This is a genomic window from Streptomyces sp. NPDC058457 (assembly GCF_042720695.1).
Taxonomy (GTDB): domain Bacteria; phylum Actinomycetota; class Actinomycetes; order Streptomycetales; family Streptomycetaceae; genus Streptomyces.
The window spans coordinates 11,990-30,092 of sequence record NZ_JBHXLU010000103.1 but is presented as its reverse complement, the minus strand read 5'-3'; the positions used below and the strand labels follow the sequence as shown (position 1 = coordinate 30,092).

At 72.8% G+C, this 18,103-nt stretch carries 11 protein-coding genes; 1 reads left to right on the top strand and 10 read right to left on the bottom strand.

The genetic code is table 11. The features are described from left to right. Nucleotides 1-5 precede the first annotated feature (5 nt). Together ACFWPS_RS45820 and fusA are read right to left on the bottom strand one after the other, a co-directional pair. Nucleotides 6-1,322 carry an ABC transporter substrate-binding protein gene (locus ACFWPS_RS45820; protein ID WP_383717948.1) on the bottom strand — a complete coding sequence of 439 codons (1,317 nt, stop codon included), beginning with the start codon at nucleotides 1,320-1,322 and terminating at the stop codon, nucleotides 6-8. Between the two features lie 427 nt (nucleotides 1,323-1,749). Further along, nucleotides 1,750-3,858 carry an elongation factor G gene (gene fusA, locus ACFWPS_RS45815; RefSeq protein ID WP_383717946.1) on the bottom strand — a complete coding sequence of 703 codons (2,109 nt, stop codon included), beginning with the start codon at nucleotides 3,856-3,858 and terminating at the stop codon, nucleotides 1,750-1,752. A 1,066-nt stretch (nucleotides 3,859-4,924) separates the two neighbouring features. Between fusA and ACFWPS_RS45810 the strand changes: the two genes are divergently transcribed. Then, nucleotides 4,925-6,103 carry an MFS transporter gene (locus ACFWPS_RS45810; RefSeq protein WP_383717945.1) on the top strand — a complete coding sequence of 393 codons (1,179 nt, stop codon included), beginning with the start codon at nucleotides 4,925-4,927 and terminating at the stop codon, nucleotides 6,101-6,103. Between the two features lie 46 nt (nucleotides 6,104-6,149). Here the strand turns inward: ACFWPS_RS45810 and ACFWPS_RS45805 are convergent, their stop codons facing one another. The 8 genes from ACFWPS_RS45805 to ACFWPS_RS45770 form a co-directional block, all read right to left on the bottom strand. Further along, nucleotides 6,150-6,965 (bottom strand): alpha/beta fold hydrolase, encoded by an 816-nt coding sequence (locus ACFWPS_RS45805; protein ID WP_383717943.1) that lies wholly within the window; start codon nucleotides 6,963-6,965, stop codon nucleotides 6,150-6,152. Nucleotides 6,966-6,968: 3 nt separating this feature from the next. Further along, nucleotides 6,969-8,441 (bottom strand): (3,5-dihydroxyphenyl)acetyl-CoA 1,2-dioxygenase DpgC, encoded by a 1,473-nt coding sequence (dpgC, locus tag ACFWPS_RS45800; protein ID WP_383717939.1) that lies wholly within the window; start codon nucleotides 8,439-8,441, stop codon nucleotides 6,969-6,971. Further along, the gene (dpgB, locus tag ACFWPS_RS45795) at nucleotides 8,438-9,100 is read right to left on the bottom strand and encodes an enoyl-CoA-hydratase DpgB (protein ID WP_383717936.1); all 663 of its coding nucleotides are present in this window, start codon (nucleotides 9,098-9,100) and stop codon (nucleotides 8,438-8,440) included. Before dpgB ends, dpgC begins: the two co-directional genes overlap by 4 nt. Nucleotides 9,101-9,123: 23 nt before the next feature. After that, nucleotides 9,124-10,227 carry a 3,5-dihydroxyphenylacetyl-CoA synthase DpgA gene (gene dpgA, locus ACFWPS_RS45790; protein WP_383717933.1) on the bottom strand — a complete coding sequence of 368 codons (1,104 nt, stop codon included), beginning with the start codon at nucleotides 10,225-10,227 and terminating at the stop codon, nucleotides 9,124-9,126. A 116-nt stretch (nucleotides 10,228-10,343) separates the two neighbouring features. Further along, nucleotides 10,344-11,621 carry a PLP-dependent aminotransferase family protein gene (locus ACFWPS_RS45785; protein WP_383717977.1) on the bottom strand — a complete coding sequence of 426 codons (1,278 nt, stop codon included), beginning with the start codon at nucleotides 11,619-11,621 and terminating at the stop codon, nucleotides 10,344-10,346. A 308-nt stretch (nucleotides 11,622-11,929) separates the two neighbouring features. Continuing rightward, entirely contained in the window at nucleotides 11,930-14,470 is a 2,541-nt protein-coding gene (locus ACFWPS_RS45780; protein ID WP_383717930.1) for an AAA family ATPase, read from the bottom strand. Between the two features lie 111 nt (nucleotides 14,471-14,581). Beyond that, nucleotides 14,582-15,655 carry a ParB N-terminal domain-containing protein gene (locus ACFWPS_RS45775; protein WP_383717927.1) on the bottom strand — a complete coding sequence of 358 codons (1,074 nt, stop codon included), beginning with the start codon at nucleotides 15,653-15,655 and terminating at the stop codon, nucleotides 14,582-14,584. A gap of 311 nt (nucleotides 15,656-15,966) precedes the next feature. Beyond that, nucleotides 15,967-18,072 (bottom strand): ABC transporter ATP-binding protein, encoded by a 2,106-nt coding sequence (locus ACFWPS_RS45770; protein ID WP_383717924.1) that lies wholly within the window; start codon nucleotides 18,070-18,072, stop codon nucleotides 15,967-15,969. Between the last annotated feature and the right edge of the window lie 31 nt (nucleotides 18,073-18,103).

Genomic DNA, 18,103 nt, shown 5'->3' with positions numbered 1-18,103 from the left:
GGTGCTCAGGCCGCCGGCATCTGCTGCTGGGCCTTCTCCAGCTCGGCCTTCACGGAGTCGGTGGTGATGGCGTGCCCGGCGGCCGCGTCGGCGAACAGGTTCTTGACGGCCGTACCGACCGTCGTCTCGAACTGCGACTCCGAGGCCACCTGGGGCAGGGCGGCGGCGCTGGTGGCGAGGGTGTTCTTCAGGACGGAGTTGGCCGGGGTGTTGAAGGCCGCGTCCTCCTGTGCCGCCTTGACCGGCGGGATGGAGCTGTAGGCGGTGTTGAGGATCTTCTGCTCGTCGTCGCTGGTCATGAACTTCACGAACTTGGCGGCGCCGTCGAGGTTCTTGGTGTTCTTGAAGACCGCCAGGTTGATGCCGGCGACCATCGAGTTGACCTGGGTGCCGGTGCCGGGGGTGCCGGACTGCACGGGTACCGGGGCGATGCCGTAGTCGCTGTCGCTCATGCCCTGCGACTTGAGGTTGGCGGACGCCGACTGCCACAGCAGCATGGCCTGCTTGCCCTTGGCGAAGTCGCTGACCGACTGGTTCTGCGCGTACTCGGCGTCGCCGGTCGGGATGACCTTGTCCTTGGCCATCAGGTCGACGTACTGCTTGACCGCGGCGACGATGTTGTCGTTGGTGAAGTCCGGCTTGCCGTCGGAGGTGAAGAAGTCGGCGCCGTGCTGCTTGGCGAAGACGAAGACGTGGTGGATGTTCTCCGCCCCGTTGCCGCCCTCGGCGCCGAGCACCGACTTGCCCTTCGCCGATATCTTCTTGCCGTCGGCGATCAGCTCGTCCCAGGTGACCGGGGGCTTGGCGATGCCGGCGTCGGCGAAGATCTTCTTGTTGTAGTAGAGCGCGTACGCCATCGAGTACAGCGGTACGGCCGCCGGGTCCTTGCCCACGGCGCCCGTGGAGCCGAGCGCGGAGTCGACGAACCGGTCCTTGCCGCCGATCTTGGCGAAGTTCTTGGCGTCCCAGGGCAGCAGCGCGCCGGTCGCCTGCAGCGAGGCGCTCCAGGTGTTGCCGATGTTCAGTACGTCGGGGCCCTGGCCGGACGTGGTCGCGGTGAGGATCCGGTTGAGCAGGTCCGACCAGGGCACGACCTCCAGCTTGACCTTGATGCCGGTCTGCTTCTGGAACTTGTCGAGTTCCGGCTGGAGCACCTTCTTGTCGACCTCGATGCTGGCACCCTGGTTGGAGGCCCAGTAGGTGAGCGTCTTCGGGGAGTCGTTGGACCCGCCCCCGGTGGACGAACCGCCACCGCAGGCCGTGGCCGCGAGGGCGAGAGACATGGTGACGGCGCCTACGGCCGCGGCTCGGATGCTGCGCATGGCTCCAGCTGTGCCTTTCCGGGAGTCGAGAACCCCGAGAGGGCTTCGCGAAGGCCGGCGCCCGCGAGTGCGGACGCCGAGACCGACGTTCGGCTTCCGAAGCCCCTCATGGCTTAATTTAGGACGTGAGTTAATCCCCCGAACAGTAGCTCGTCAAGGGATCCGGCACGGGTATCCGCGCAGGCGGGCCGGGGAACAGCTGGTTCCGGGCCGACGGTACGGCCGCGCCCGGCGGTGTGACCTGGGCCGGAGCCGGGCGACCTGCGTGGAGAGGGGCCGGACGCCGTTCCACAACGGTTGTGTTTCGACGGCCCATTGCGGACGGCGGGAGGTGGGGCGAGGTGCGGGGTGCGGGGTGCGACGGCGAGACGGACGCCCGGCACCACGGCGGGGGCCGGGGAGGTTGTCCCCGGCCCCCGCCTCGGTGTCACCGGGTGGGCGCCGCGACCTCGGCCGGGGCCGGCGCGTGGCCGGCCGGGCGGGTGGTGAAGGTGCCCCGGCCCTGGGTGCGGCCGCGCAGCCGCGTCGCGTAGCCGAACAGTTCGGCCAGCGGCACGGTGGCGGTGAGCACCGCCGTGCCGCCCCGGGCCGTGGAACCGGTGACCCGGCCGCGCCGGGCGGCCAGGTCGCCGAGCACACCGCCCACCGCGTCCTCGGGCACGGTGACGGTGACCTCGGCGACCGGCTCCAGGAGCGTCGTCGCGCAGGCCCGCAGGGCCTCCCGGAGACCGATCCGGCCCGCCGTACGGAACGCCGTGTCGGAGGAGTCCTTCACATGCGTCGAGCCGTCGGTCAGGGTGACCCGCAGCCCCGTGACCGGATGCCCGCCGAGGGGGCCCTCGGCGAGGGCGTCCCGGCAGCCGGCCTCGACCGCGCGTACGTACTCCTGCGGCACCCGGCCGCCGACTACCGCCGACCGGAACTCGAAGCCGCCCTCGTGCCCGCCTTCGTGCCCACGCTCGCGCCCGCCCTCGTGCCCGAGGGGTTCGACGTCCAGGACGATGTGCGCGAACTGCCCCGCCCCGCCGCTCTGGTGGACGTGCCGGTAGACGAAGCCGGTCACCCCGCGGGCCACGGTCTCCCTGAAGGCGACCCGCGGCCGGCCCACCGCGACCTCGGGGCCGCCGTCCCGGCGGATCTTCTCCACGGCGACCTCCAGGTGCAGTTCCCCCATTCCGGACAGCACGGTCTGTCCGGTCTCCGCGTCGGTACGCACCACCAGCGAGGGGTCCTCCTCGGCCAGCCTGGCCAGCGCCTGCGCCAGCCGGTCGGTGTCGGTACGGCGGCGGGCCTCTACCGCGACCGAAACCACCGGTTCCGCGGCGACCGGCGGCTCCAGGAGCAGCGGGGCGTCCGGAGCGCACAGCGTGGCGCCGGGGCGGGCCGACTTCAGCCCGACGACGGCGACGATGTCACCGGCCACCGCCCGGTCCAGGGGCTGGTGCCGGTCGGCCATGACGCGGAGGATGCGCGCCACTCGTTCGGTACGGCGCGTCGCCGGGTCCCACACGGTGGCTCCTTTCTCGATCGTGCCCGAATAGATCCGGACGTGCGTGAGGCGCCCGGTGGCGGTCGCGGTCACCTTGAACGCCAGCGCCGCGAACGGCTCCTCGGGGTCGGCGGCCCGCCGCTGCTCGGTTCCCTGATGGGTACCGCGCACCGCGGGGACGTCGAGCGGCGAGGGCAGATACGCCACGACCGCGTCGAGGAGCGGTTCGACGCCCCGGTTGCGGTAGGCGGAGCCGCACAGGACGACCACGCCCTCGCCGGTCAGGGTGAGGTCGCGCAGGGCGCCGGCCAGGGTGGCGGTGGACAGCCGGCCGGGCGGTGCGCAGAACTCCTCCAGCGCGGCCGGGTGCAGCGCGGCCACCGTCTCCTCCAGCGCGCGCCGTCGCTGCTCCGCCGTCTCCTTCAGCTCCTGCGGAACGGGCCCCTCCAGCGCCGTACCGCCGTCGTCCGCCCAGACCAGCGCGCGCATGCGCACGAGGTCGACGACGCCGGTGAAGCCGTCCTCCGTGCCGATCGGCAGTTGGACGACGAGCGGGACCGGATGCAGACGGCTGCGGATCGACTCGACGGCTCTGTCGAGGTCCGCGCCCGCGCGGTCCAGCTTGTTGACGAAGGCGATCCTCGGGACACCGTGCCGGTCGGCCTGCCGCCACACCGACTCGCTCTGCGGCTCGACGCCGGCGACCGCGTCGAAGACGGCGATCGCGCCGTCGAGGACGCGCAGGGAGCGTTCGACCTCGTCGGCGAAGTCGACGTGGCCGGGGGTGTCGATGAGGTTGACGCGATGGCCGTTCCAGGCGCAGCTGACCGCGGCGGCGAAGATGGTGATGCCGCGGTCACGTTCCTGGGGGTCGAAATCGGTGACGGTGGTGCCGTCGTGGACCTCGCCGCGTTTGTGGATGGTGCCGGTGGCGAAGAGGATGCGTTCGGTGACGGTGGTCTTTCCGGCATCGACGTGGGCGAGGATGCCCAGGTTGCGAACGGCGGCAAGAGGGTTGACGGAGTTCGGGTGGAGTTCGGCGCGCATGGCCCGATGCCTTTCGAATGACGGTTTCCCGGAACTGCTCAGGGAAGGGGCGGCGCAATTTCCCGTGCGGCGAAGTTCACCGGTCACGCCTGACGACACGTCAAAGCGTGGGCATATGCCAGTAGTTGATTGATCCGGTCGCGCGTCACGGAGTCCGGTGCCGGCCGCGCGGCGGGCACCGGAGGGACGGGGACACGAGGATCACCTCGTAGCGGGAACGGGGAGAGGCGAAGGCGGCGCGATCCCGCATGGCCCTCTCCCCTCATTCGTCCGAACTCGTCACGGCAAAGCACCTGGACCGCGTTCCGCGGCTACGGTGCGTGATACCGGGTGAGTGTAAACAGGCGGTGCGGGGCGCGGCACTCGGTTTTCGACCGGCCGCCTCGCTCTGGCACTTCGGACACTCCCGGCACTCCCGGCACTCCGGCGGACACCCCGACCGGGCGTGCCGGCCCGGGGCCGGGCGGAGATACCGGTTCGTTCCCTTTTCTCCACTGCTCGGGGAATGCGGCGGCTCGTTGTCCCGACATTTTCCGGACATTCATCCGGCCGGCATGGATAACGCCATGCACCGGGAAGGCGCTTTCCGGATCGACGGACGGGAGTGGAGTTGTTCACCGGCAGAGATCACCGCAACTCCAGCGATTGGCCGAAAAACACGCTTTACGGCCTCCACGGGGACATCGGGGCGCCGATCCACCGCACCGGCGGCGCCGAGGCCGGAAAGGACGTCCGGAACGCCCCGGATCCACATCATCCCGGGTGACACGGGAAGCGGGCCTTCCAGCACCGGCCCAGCGGGAGTTGGTGTGGAACATGTGTGGACATTCGGTGAAGCGCTGCTCTTGGCTGAGAAATTGGGACCCCGCCTTGGGTTCCGGCGGGGCGCGCAATGCCCGGGAAGCGGTCCGTCCCGGTGGCCGGTGGACGCTCTACCACTGAACGAACAGGCCTAATCTGATGCGCGAGCAGGCTGAATGGGACCGGAAAACGGACGGATTGGAATCGATTGGACACGGAAAAGACGCGGAGAGCGCCATTCGCCGCGCTGCGCCCCGGTGCCACGATGCCGGTCGCCGCGCAGGTGCTCATCGCGGGAACGCTGTTCTCCCGTCTCGGTGACACACTCGCCTCCCTGGGCCTGGTGCTGCACGCGGCGGACCGGGACATCCGCTTCGGGGTGACCGAGGTGATGCTCGCCGAGCTCATCCCCACGGTGCTCGCGGCTCCGCTGATCGGCACCGTGGTGGACCGGTTCAGTGCGCGTGCGGTCTGCCTGTGGGCGCTGCTGCTCCAGTCACTGTCCCTGGGCGCGGCCACCGCGGTCGGCGGGTTCCATGCGCGGGTGGCCCTGGTCGCGCTGTCCGCCCTGGCCGGAGTGGCCTCGGTGGCCGCCGGGTTCAAGATGCTGCCCGCCGTGGCCGGCGAGGAGCACACGGGCCGGGCGAACAGCCTGCTGACGGCGGGCCTGTCCGTCGCGGGGCTGGTCGGCCCGCCCCTGGCCGGCTTCCTGAACTCCCTGTGGGGCACCCCCGCGCTGCTCGCGGTGGATGCCGCGTCCTTCCTGGTGCTCGCGGGCTGCACCATGCTGGCGGTGCCGAAGACCGTGGACGTGGCGATCGGCCGCCGCCCCGCCACCAGGCTCGCGGACGGCTACCGGGCGCTGCGCGACGCGCCGGTGGTGGGCACGCTGATGCCGGCGCTGGCGGCCTCGATCCTGGCCATCAGCATCGAGAACGTCGCGGGCGTCTACTACCTGCGGGACGTCGTCAACGGCAACGACACCGTGTTCGGCCTCATCCTGGCGACCTGGGCCCTCGGGTCCGTCCCGGGCGCGCTGCTCGCGGGCCGCGCGGGCTGGTCGGACCGGCACGGCCAGCTGATCGTCACCGGCATCCTGGGCATGGGCCTGAGCCTGCTCCTCACCGGTCTGATCCCGGTGGCCGCGGTGATCTTCCCGCTGTTCCTGATCGCGGGCTTCGGCAACGGCGCCTGCAACGTCGGCCTGCGCAACGCGGTGCACGCCCGCGTGCCGGCCGAGGTGCACGGCAGTGCCTGGGCCTGCTTCCAGGCGCTGTCCCGCAGCTGCATCGGCGCCGGCTTCCTGCTGGGCACCCCCAACAGCGCGGTCTCCAGCCAGGGACAGGTGATCATCTCCGGTGTCATCCCGCTGGTGGCCATGGCATGGGCGGGCGTGGTCACCGTCCGTCGCCGCGAGCCCACCGTGACCGAGCCCTCGGCCTGAGCGACCGACCGGCTGGTCGGAAAGTAGCGGGTCCCCTGACGCGTCGTCACACCCGGGTTCCCACGAGATGGCCGACGAGTTCCGCGTTGACCTCCTCGGGCCGCTCCAGGTAGCCGAAGTGGCCGCAACCGGGGATCTCGGTGTAGCGGCAGCCCGGGATGGCGTCGGCGAGTTCGCGGGTGAGGCGGGGGCGGACCACCACGTCGTCGGCGAAGGCGACGGCCAGGCAGGGCCGGGTGATACGGCGGTAGGCGGCCAGCCGGTCCGGGATGAGCTCCAGGCCCAGTTGGGCACGGACGGCGGCGGGGTCGGGGAGGGTGAGCTCGAACAGGCTCAGCCAGTCGGCGAGCCGCACGTCGTCGTCGAGGGTGCGGGGCGAGAGGTTCTGCAGGGCGTGCCGGTGGGCCGCCACCGCGGGCGGGAGCCGGACACCCCCGTCGGCGAGCGCGAGGTCGGCCGCGGACGCGGCGGCGATCAGCGCGTCCGTCCGGCCGCCGCCCGCCATCAGGACGGCCCGGTCGACGAGTTCGGGCCGGGCCAGGACCACCTCCTGCACGATGATCGCGCCCAGCGAGTGCCCCACCAGCCGGCACGGCGCCGCGCCGAGGTGCTCGATCAGCCCGGCGACGTCGGCGGCCAGGTCGGCGAGGGTGAAGGAGCCGGGCGGCGCCGGCTCCGGGCCGAGCCCCCGGTTGTCGAGGGTGACGACCCGGTGGCCGGCCCGGCGCAGCGCCGGCACCTGGTGGGCACGCCACACCCGGCCGGGCGCACCGGTGCCGGCGACCAGCACCACGGCCGGGGCGCCGGCGGCGCCGTACTCCTCGTAGGCGAGGTCCCTGCCGTCGATCCGCGCGTACGGCACCGGTCACCCGCTCCCCGCCGCAAAGCGGCCGACCTTGCCGATGACGTCCTCGCCGTAGATCCGCAGGGCCTGCTGGAGGGCGAACTCGGCCATGTAGGCGCGGAATCCGTCCTCGGGTTCCTCGGCGAGGTTGAGCATCCGGCGGTTGGCGAGCACGGCCTCGCCGTCGAGCCGGTCCAGCCCGCGTTCGACGGCGGCGTCCATCTCCTCGGGCTCGGCGACCTCGTCGACCAGCAGCCGGGCCTCGGGCTCCGCCGCCCTGACCCGCCGGCCGCCGAGGATGATCTGCCGGGCGAGCCGCGGCCCGGTGAAGCGGCCCAGGCGGAAGTTGCCGGCGCCGGGGACGATGCCCTCCTTGGCGGCGGGGAGGCTGAAGTACGCGTCCGAGGCGGCCACCACATGGTCGAACACGAACAGCATCTGCATACCGCCGCCGATGGCGAAGCCGTCGACCGCGGCCAGCCACGGCTTGTCGGCACGCCGGGTGTGCCAGGTCGCGGCGGGGCCGAGGGCCAGGCCGTGGGAGAGCTTGCGGAGGTAGCCGAGCTCGCGGCGGAGCAGGAAGCCGACCAGCGAGATACCGCCGGAGCTGAGGCTCTTCAGGTTGATGCCGGCGCTGAAGACCCGCCTGCCCCGGTAGCGGGGGTGGGTCATCTCACCGCCGCGCACCAGGCCGACCCGGATACCCGGGTCGAGCAGGGCGAGGTCGACGGCGGTCTCCATGTCGTCGACCTGCTGCTCGTCCTCGGCGTTGAGCCGGTCGCCCCGGCAGAGCGTCAGCCGGGCGACGCCGTCGCGGCGTTCGAGGCGGACGGACTCCGTCTCCAGCACGCCCGTGCGCCGGAACTCGGGGAGCAGCCGGATCGCGCGGGCGGTGGGCCGGAGCATCGCGTCGAGCAGGTGCGGGCCCGCGACCGGCGAGCGGAGCACGGCCCGCAGCAGGATGCCCTGGTCGATCTCGTGGCCCTCCTTGTCGGCCTGCGGCCGGGCGTGCTCGTCGGCGATCCGCTCGGGGGCGGGGACGAGACCGGGGTAGGCGGCGGCCGCCGCCTCGACCAGCTCGTCGAGTCGGAGGGAGCGGGTACGGCCGTCGGTCAGGTGGTCGTAGACGGCGTCGGCATGGACGTCGAGGAAACGAGAGCGCGCGGCCCGCGCCGCGTCCTTGGCCGCCTCGGCCGCCTCACGCGCGGCAGGACCCCGACTCGCCGGCGGTGCCAGCCCGGCGAGCACCCGGTCCGCCTGGTCCGACGCCGCCACGACGGCCCGCCAGCCGGGCAGTTCCGACACGCCGCCGGTTTCCCCCGCGAACCGCTGCGCCGGGAGGTCCGGCCCGCCCGAAGCCCCCGCATCCGCCCCACCCGAGGCCCCCGCACCGGACCGCGGGCCCGCCAGGTCCGCCGCGCCGTCGGCCGCCGCGGGAAGCGACCGGCGCTGCGGGTCCGGTCCCCCGGAGCCGCCCGGCGGGGTGCCGGTCATGCCGGCTCCCCGGCGGTACGGCGCAGGGCGCGGTCGCAGGCGGCCAGGTGGGAGCCGAGAGCGTCCTCGAAGGGTGTGGTGGCCGCGTCGAGGAGGAGCTGACGGCGTACGGCGAGTTCGCTGCCGCCGCCCTCGCCGTAACGGGCGATCAGGGCGGCCAGGCCGGCCTCCGGGTCGTCCGTGAAGTCGTCGGCGAGGCCCAGGGCCAGGGCCTGCTCGGCGCCGATCGGGTCGCCGAACAGGACGGCGCGGCGGGCGCGGCCCGCGCCGAGCAGGCGGACCAGCCGGAAGACGGCCATGCCGGGCCAGGTGGCCTCGCCGTCGGAGGGCAGCACCAGCCGGGTGCCGGGCGCCGCCAGGCGCAGGTCGGCGGTGAGGAAGGCGTCCAGGGCGGTGCCGCCGGTGTCCCCGGCGGCGACGGCGACGGTCACGGCGGGGAGCCGCTCGAAGCGGCGCAGGGTGCGCTCCCACTTGGTGACCACAGCGGTGTCGAGGCCGTCCGCCCAGTCCGCGTCGGGGGCGCCGGAGACGCGCAGCACGGCGACGGCGGGGCCGCCGTCCTCCACCCGGTCGCAGAGCGCGGCGAGTTCCTTCACGGCCACCGCCGTCGGCGGCCGTCGGCCGTCCACGGCCAGGGTCGGCGCTTCGTCCACAGTCACGTCCATGTCTCCTGGGTCTCCCGTCACCACTGCACCAGTACCGTCTCGAGGGTGGATCCCGGCCCCATCGTCATCAGCACGCCGTAGTCGCCGGGCTCGGCGGCCTTCTCGTCGAGCAGCCGCTCGTACGAGAAGAGGAACGACCCGCTGGAGACGTTGCCGTAGTCCCGCAGCACGCCGACGGTGTGCCGCAGGTCGTGCCGGGTGAGGCCGAGGTTGACGACGACCGAGTCGATGACCTTCTTGCCGCCGGAGTGCACGAGCCAGTGCCGGATGTCGCTGCGGCGCAGCCCGGTGCCGGCGAGCAGCCGGTCGATGACGATCTCGGCGTGCGCGCCGACCACGTAGGGCACCTGGGGGTCGAGGTAGAAGCTGAAGCGGCCCAGGTCGCGGTCCCAGTCGTAGCGCATCGCGCCGACGGCCTCGGGGATGATGCAGCTGGCGAACTTGAGGAGGGTCGGGCCCTCCTCGGCGGGCGCCGCCTTCTGCGGGCCGGAGAGCAGCGCGATGGCGCCCGCTCCGTCGCCGAAGAGGCTGTTGACGACCGCGGTGCGCATGGAGGAGTCCATGGCGTAGGCGGCGGAACAGGCCTCCGTGCACAGCAGCACGGCCAGCTCCCCGGGGTGTGCGGCCGACCAGCCGGCCACCAGGTTCAGGGCGTTGAGGCCGGCGTTGCAGCCCATGCCCACGATGTCGCTGCGCGAGCAGTGCCGGTCGATGCCGAGTTCGCGGATGAGCAGCGCGCTGATGCCGGGGGTGAGGAAGCCGGTGGAGGTGACGCAGCACAGATGGCGCAGGTCGGACAGGTCGGCACCGGCCCGCTTGAGGCAGGCGCGGAGCGCCTCGGCGCCCATCTCGACGGCCGACCGCTTGTGTTTGTCGAGGAGGTCGCCCTGGGCCTCGGGGCTGCGGACGCCGTCCGGGCCGGGCTCGGGCAGTTGGAGGTGGCGCCGGTCGATGGCGCTGTTGCGGAAGACGGAGGTGATCTTCGGGTCGCTGATCGCGAAGGCGTCGAGGACGTCCTGCTGGGAGTAGGAGGCGGGGGGCACTGCGGTGCCGACGCCGGTGATGCGCGGCCGGTGTGCCGCGGTGACGACTCCGTCGCCTGCCTCGAGCGTGATGGTCATCGGAAGGTCCACCCCCACATACGGGACTTGCTGCGCGGTTTTTGAAGTGATCGCGGATTCGTGCCGAAATCGCGCACGGATTCCACCTTTCGGACTTTCGGAAACGGTCGTGGAATTCAGCGGTGCCGGATGTCCGCGGGCACGGGAACGAGGTCCTGGTCCGCGGCCGACTGCGCCTCGATGAAATCGGCGAGGCGCGCCGTGCCTTCCTCGATGTCGGCCTTTGTGAGATAGCTGGTGGAGAGTCGCAGGGCGTGCTCTCCGCCGCCGTCCGGATAGAAGTAGCTCAGGGGCGTCCAGAGCACCCCGAATTTCTCGGCTGAGCGGGCAAGCGCCGCATTGTCGGCCCGGAAAGGGACCCGGACGGTGAGGAAGAAACCACCGGTGGGCCGGTTCCAGCGGACGCCCAGCGACTCACGGCGGGCGGCCGGCAGGCGGGCGTCCAGACAGCGCAGTGTGGTGTTCATGGCGTCGCCGTAGTAGGCGGCCGGCTCGGCGTTGAGCGTGGAGATCCGGCCGTCCGCGGCGAGCAGGGCACCGGCCACCACGGCCTGGCTCAGCGAGGAGGTGTTGACCGTCACCATGCTCTTGATCCGGGTGAGTTCGTCGGCGAGCAGGCCGGTGCGCCCGTCCTCGTCGACGACCTCCTGGTCGGCGACCGCGAAGCCGACGCGGGCCCCCGGGAAGACGGTCTTGGAGTAGGAGCCGAGGTGGACGACGGTACGGGACCGGTCGAGCGACTTGAGGGTGGGCAGCGGGGTGCCGGGGCTGACCCGGCGGTAGGGGCTGTCCTCGATGATCAGCAGGCCGTGGCGTTCGGCGGCGGCCAGCAGGCCGTCGCGGGTGTCCCGGTCCAGTGTGTTGCCCGAGGGGTTGGAGTGGTCGGGGATGACGTAGAGGGCGCGGGGCCGCCGGCCGGCCGCCCGTTCACGCGCGATCACGGTCTCCAGCTCGGTGAGCGAGAAGCCGTACTCGTCCTCGTCGACCGGGACGACGGTGGCGCCGAGCAGGCGGGCGGCGCCGGTGATGCCGGAGTAGCAGGGGCTGGTCACCAGGACGACGTCCTCGGGGCCGGCGACGAGGGCGCGCAGCACCAGCAGCATGGCCTCCTGGGCGCCGACGGTGACGACGACCGACTCCGGCGGTACGTCGATCCCCTCGTCGGCACGGAGCGAGTCGGCGACGATCCCGCGGATCTGGCCGGCGGTGGGGCCGTACTGGTAGAGGGCGGTGCGCACCTCGGCGGGGGTGCGGCCGAGGGCGGCCAGGTGGTCGAGATAGCCCCGGAGATGGTCGAAGACCTGCTCGATGTCGAAGAAGCCGTCGTAGGGCCGGCCCGGCGCGAACGAGATGGCGTCGGGATAGCGGTGGGTGATCTCGTTCAGGAACGTCATGGTGTCCAGGACGGGATCACGGACGCAGGCGTGCAGGTCCCCCCTGCGCAGCACACGGCCGTCGGGCGGTGTGTTCGGGAATGCGGTGGCGGACACGGAAACGTATCTCCCCCGGTGAGAATCGACGGCGTCCATGACCCTGGAATCTTCGGGTGGGTCGCGCCGTTTTCCCGGTCAGCATCACATGATTCCGGCCGCCTCAACAACGTGTCCAAGAGACCGGAAGGCCGGTTGGACGGTTTCGAAAGGGCATGTCGAAGAAACCGCCGGGCAGTGGCCAGAGACATAAGGACGAACGCCGCCGAACGCTAGACGCGGCTTTCTTCGACCATGTGCAGAACTTCCCCGGAGAAATGTGCGAGAGGTTCCGGAAGATCCGCCCGGCGGCGCACCTTGAGTTTCCGGTACACCTTGGTGAGATGTTGCTCCACCGTGCTCACGGTGATGCCGAGCAGGTCCGCGATCTCGCGGTTGGTGCGGCCGGCGGCGGCGAGCGCGCCCACCCGCCGTTCCGATTCGGTGAGTTCGGGGAGCAGCGCGGGACCGGCGGCCGGGCGCGCGGTACGGCCCAGTCGTACGGCGCCGCGCTGCCGCCAGTCCACGAAGCCCGGGCCGTGCAGCCCCCACCGGACCGCCAGCTCCCGGCAGCGTTCGAAGTGCCGCAGTGCTTCGGGGGTGCGGCCGCGGGCGGCCTCGAACCGGCCGAGCGCGTAGCGGTACGGCAGCGCGAACGGGGTGCCGGACATCGCGCCGGGAACGGGCACGTCGAGCACGTCGCGGGCGGCGGCGGTGTCGCCGGCCTCGGTGGCCGCGAGCAGCGCCGTGGCGAGAGGGGCGCCGATCGCGATGCCCCAGGCGTCGGCGGTGAGTGTGAACAGCCCGGCACGGGCGAGGCGTCCGGCTTCGTCGACCTGGCCGCGGCGCAGCGCGGTGGCGGCGGCGACGGTCTGCAGCAGGGCGCGCCGGACGGGGACATGGCGATGGCCGGGCTCGGCGAGCAGGTGTTCGGGCCAGCGGTCGGCGCCGGTCAGCCGGCCGTCCTCCAGCAGACAGGCCAGGAGCAGGAGGGTGGCCGGAAGTGGGCCGTCGAAGCGGGTGCCGCACAGCATCCGGTCGGCCGTCCGGTCGTCCGCGCCGCCCCCGCCGTCGCCGGCCGGTCCGGCGGCGCGGGCCAGCAGGGCGCTGGGCGTCCGGGCGGCCCGGGGCCGGGTGCGGGCGTCGAGGTCGGGGTGGACCAGCCAGAGCCAGTCGCACAGCACGGCGAGTGCCGCCGGGGTGCCGGGGGTGCCGTCGGCGACACTCCGCAGTACGGCCTCGGCCTGTGTGAACTGCCCGTTCCACAGCAGCTGTTCGACGACCGCGCGGGCCTGCTCGGAGGTGACGCGACCGGTGCGCGCGGCGCGGACGAGCGGGGGCAGCCGTCGGGCGGCCGCGGCGGGGTCGACGAGCCATTCGGCCTCGGCGAGGGCGGCGGCCGCCTCCTCCTCGTACGGGGTGCCGGCGGTGAGTTCGGTGGCGCGGCGCAGGTAGTCCACGGCGGGTCCGGCGTCGCCGGCGGCCATCGCCTCGTGACCGGCGGCCCGCAGCACGTCGGACTGCCAGCGGGAGCGTGCGGAGCCACGGGCGGCGAGCAGTTGCTCGGCGACCATCCGGGCGGGCACCCCGTCCCGGTGCAGGAGTTCGGCGGCACGGCCGCGGAGGGCGGCCAGTTCGTCGGCGGGGAGGTCGTCGAGGACGGCCGACCGGGCGGCCTCGGTACGGAATCCGGTGCCGTCCGCGAGCAGGCCGGCCTCGCGCAGGTCGTCGGCGGTGCGCCGGACGCCGGCGGTGTCCTCGCCGAGAAGGGCGGCGATCAGGGCGGGATCGGTGCCGGGGCCGGCGAGCACGGCGGTGGCGCGGGCGACCGCGAGGGCCGCGGGGCCGGCACGGTGCAGGCAGCGCAGATAGGCGTGGCGGAAGGCCGGTCCGGGTACCGGGCGGGTCGGCAGGGTGCCGGCGTGGCCGTCCCGGGTGCCGTCGGCGAGAGTCTCGACCAGCAGCGGGTTGCCGCCGGTCGCCAGGTGCCAGACCGTGGCGTCCACGCGGCTCGGCGTCCCGCCGGCCGGCGGGGTACTGGTCCGGTCGTCCCGCGCGTCGTCGGCGAGGGCCTCGACCAGCAGCGGGTTGCCGCCGGTGGCCCGGTGCCAGGCGGCGGCGTCCACGCGGTCCGCCGCGCGGGCGCCCTGCCGGTCCGCCAGCCGGCTCCGCACACCCGCGACGGACAGCGGCGCGAGCCGGATCCGGTGGCTGTACGGCAGGGGCATGGTCTCGGCGTGCGAGGACACCAGCGCCCGTTCGTGGCCGACGCACTCGGTGAGCACGACGAGCACGGCGGCCGAATCGATCCTGCGCATCAGGTAGCGGAGGCAGGCGAGCGAGTCCTCGTCGGCGACATGCACATCGTCGACGAGGAGGAGGACCGGTGCCCGCTCGGCGAGGCCGGTGACGGCCTGCGCGAAACGCCTCAGCAGGGCGCGGGAGGCGTGGCCGCCGGCGGCCGCGGCCGCGGCGATCAAGGCGCAGTCGTCGGCGGCCCCGACGTCCACGGACCGGGCCGCCGCCCGCAGTGCGGTCATCAACTGTTCGATCAGGCCGAGACGGTCGCGCCGTTCGGCCGGCGACGCCGTCGCCGACGCGCACAGCGCGCCCTGTCCGGCGGCCCACTCGGCGAGCGAGCGAAGCAGCGCGGTCTTGCCACAGCCGACGGGTCCGTCGGCGAGGACGACCGCGCCGCTGCCCGCGGCACACGCCCGGTAGAGCTGGTGGAGCTGTTGGACTTCCCCGTTTTGTTCCTGGAGGTTGCGCGGCACTTGGCCCCCCGACTCGCTGTTCCCCCGACAGCTTGCTTCCAGGGTAGTCGCTCGTCGATCGGTCCTGCGGTCGTTGCCGCGACGGGCATGTCCGTTGTGCCGCTACGGCGGTCAGCCGACCGACGCCGTGACGTCCTGCCGGACACGGGTGGCGAAGTCCGCCCACATGTCGGCGAGTTGGACGGCGAGGTCGGCGACGATGCCGCTGCAGTGCGGCGGGACGTTGCCGATGATCGCGTCCCACTCCTCCTCGCGGACCGCGTGGATCGCGAGGAGCCGCAGCAGGCTGCGGCCGGTCTCGGAGAAGCGCAGCGCCGGATCGGCGGTCAGGCGCTTGACCAGGACGGCACGGTCGAGCGTGGCGTCCGTGCGGGCCCGGGCGGTGGGTCGGGCCAGGCGCAGGGCGGCGGGTTCGCCGCGCGGCGCCGGAAGGGGCTCGGCTCCGGTGTCGGTGTCGGTGTCGGCCCCGGCTCCGGTCTCCGTCTCGGCCGCGTGCTCGTGGTCCAACTGGACCTCGCGGTCGCGCTGGCGCGACCGGGGCAGCAGGTCGTCGCCGTTGCGCAGGCGGTTGCGCACGTCGCGCGCGGTCTCCGGGGAGATGCCGGCGGCGCGGGCGACCTGACGCAGCGACAGATCCGGGTTCTCGGCGAGCAGTTCGCCGGCGCGCAGGCGGCCGGCGGTGCCGTCCAGCGGGCGCATCCGGCCGTCCTGGCCGAGCCGGCGCTCGTCCGGTCCGGCGGCACCGGGACCAAGGCGGCGGCGGATCTCGCCGACGGTTCCGGGAGCGATTCCGGTGACGGAGGCCACTCTGCGGTCGGACCAGTGGGGGTGGGCGGCGATGATCCGTTCCGCGGCGCGCTGCCGGTCGGCGAGGGCCAGCGGCAGCCCGTGGGTGACGTTCAGCTGGACCGCCAGGACGAAGGCGGCCGACTCGTCGCCGTCGAAGAAGTGGGCGGCGATGGTGGTGTCCCCGCGCAGCCGGGCCGCGCGCAGCCGGTGGAAGCCGTCGATGACCTGCATCGTGGGACGGTGGACGATGATCGGCGGCAGCGGATTCGGTGCGGCCGCGAGTATCTCGATGTGCTCCTGTTTCTCTCCGGCCAGCCGAGGCGACCCGGCCAGGCGTAAGGCGTCGATTTCGACTCTTACTACGGACTGTTGATCGATGAATCCCCCGTTGTTCACTCCGACTCCTCACCTGCCCTCCGCAACGGCGACGGGCAGTCGTTTCGTTCCCGAGAAGAGGAATTACTTGTTGAACCGTCCGTCTGCGGGGGACTTCTGCGGTGCCGACCGGGCTTTCCCGTCGAATCGTGTTCGATTTCGGAACCCGGTGCCGCACGTCACCCGCCGTGGACGAGTTCGAAAGTAACAGTCGGTGAGTTCGTTCGAAACCCCTGTCACTCATGGCGCGGGGGTGCGGCATAGGGGGTTGGCCGGGAGGACGGAAAGCGGTGCCCGGGGCTCCGTTCGGAGCGCCGGGCACCGCTTCCGGGTCAGCGGGGCGGGGGTCCCCCGGGACGGCCGGGGGGAGCGCCGGGGCCGCCCGGTCCGGGGCCGTGCAGCAGCCGGCCGGGGCCCGGGCCGCCGGGGCCGGGGCCGAGCGGGGGGAGCATCCCGGCGCCGCCGCCGGGGCCGGGGCCCATGAAGGGCTCCGGGAGGCCGCCCGCGGGGACCGGCTCCGGGGTCCGGTCGTCGTCCGGCCCGGACGGCTGCGGCCCGGCGAACTGGGTGCGGTACAGCTCCGCGTAGAGGCCGCCGCTGTCGAGCAGTTCCTGGTGGGTGCCGCGCTCCACGATCCGGCCCGCGTCCAGCACCAGGATCTGGTCGGCGTCCCGGATGGTGGACAGGCGGTGCGCGATGACGAGCGAGGTCCGGCCGGCCAGGGCGGTCTTGAGAGCCTGCTGCAGGGCGGCCTCGGACTCCGAGTCCAGGTGGGCGGTCGCCTCGTCGAGGACGACCACCGGTGGGGCCTTGAGCAGCAGGCGGGCCATGGCGATGCGTTGCTTCTCGCCGCCGGACAGCCGGTAGCCGCGGTCGCCGACCATGGTGTCGAGGCCCTCGGGCAGCGACTCCACCAGCTTCCAGATCTGTGCGGCCCGGCAGGCCTCGATCAGCTCCTCCTCGGTGGCGTCCGGACGGGCGTAGAGGAGGTTGTCCCGGATGCTGGTGTGGAAGAGGTGCCCGTCCTGGGTGACCATGCCGACCGTGCCGTTGACCGAGCCGAGGGTCAGGTCGCGCAGGTCGTGGCCGTCGATGAGGACGGTTCCCTCGTCCGGGTCGTAGAGCCGGGGCACCAGGTGGGTGATGGTGGTCTTGCCTGCGCCGGAGGGGCCCACCAGCGCGGTGAGTCTGCCGGCCGGCAGGGTGAAGTCGAGGCCGCGCAGGGCCCATGCGTCGTCGTCGTGTTCCGGCGCGGGCGCGGGCGCGGCGAAGGCCTCGAGGGAGGCCAGCGACACGTCGGCGGGCTCCGGGTGCCGGAACGACACCCCGCGGAACTCGATCTCGGGCGCGGGGCCGTCGGCACCGGCGGGCGGCAGCGCCACCGCGTCCGGCTTCTCGGTGATGAGCGGCTTGAGGTCGAGCACCTCGAAGAGCCGGTCGAAGCTGACGAGCGCGGTCATCGCGTCGGCCTGGGCGTTGGCGAGCTGGCCCACCGGGGCCATCAGCCGGGTGAGCAGGGTGGCCAGCGCCACCAGGGTGCCGATCTCGAACGCGCCGTGCAGGGAGAGGACGCCACCGACGCCGTAGACCGCGGCGGTGGCCATCGAGCCGACGAACATCGAGGTAAGGAAGAGCAGTTTCATCGCGACGGAGTTGCGGACACCGATGTCCCGGCCGCGGGCCGCGAGCCGCCCGTAGCGGGCGGTCTCGGTCTCCGGGCGGCCGTAGAGCTTGGCGAGCAGCGCGCCGGCCACGTTGAAGCGCTCGTGCATGAGCGAGCCCATGTCGGCGTTGATCTGCATGTGGCGGCGGGCGAGGCCCTGCAGCCGGCGTCCGACGAGGCGCCCGGGCAGCACGAAGAACGGCACCAGCACGAGCGAGAGCAGGGTGACCGACCAGGACAGCCAGAACATCGTGCCCAGGACGAAGACCACGGTCAGGCTCGCGGAGACGACGGTGGAGAGCATCTGGGTCACCGCCTGCTGGGCGCCGACCACGTCGGTGTTGAGCCGGCTCACCAGGGCGCCGGTCTGGGCGCGGGTGAAGAAGGCGAGCGGCTGGCGCTGCACATGGTCGTAGACCTGTACACGCAGGTCGTAGACGAGGCCCTCGCTGACCTTGGCGGAGTACCAGGTCTCCCCGAAGCCGACGCCGACGGCGAGCACGGCGGCGACGGCGACGGCCACGGCGAGCCAGACCACGGTCCGGGTGTCGTGGTGCCCGATCCCGTCGTCGATCAGGTACTTGAGCAGGAGCGGCGGGGCCACGGCGCAGACGGCGTTCAGCGTGGTGCAGACCACGAGAAGGCCGATGGAGCGGCGGTGCCCGCGGGTGTACGGGAGGATGCGTTTCGCTGTTCCGGGTTTGGCGCGCTGGTTCTTGATCGAGGTGTCCGGCCCGTCCGCCCTGATCATCATCTGGCCGGGGCCGCCCATCATGGCCACAGGTTCCCCCTGGGTCGTGTCGTCG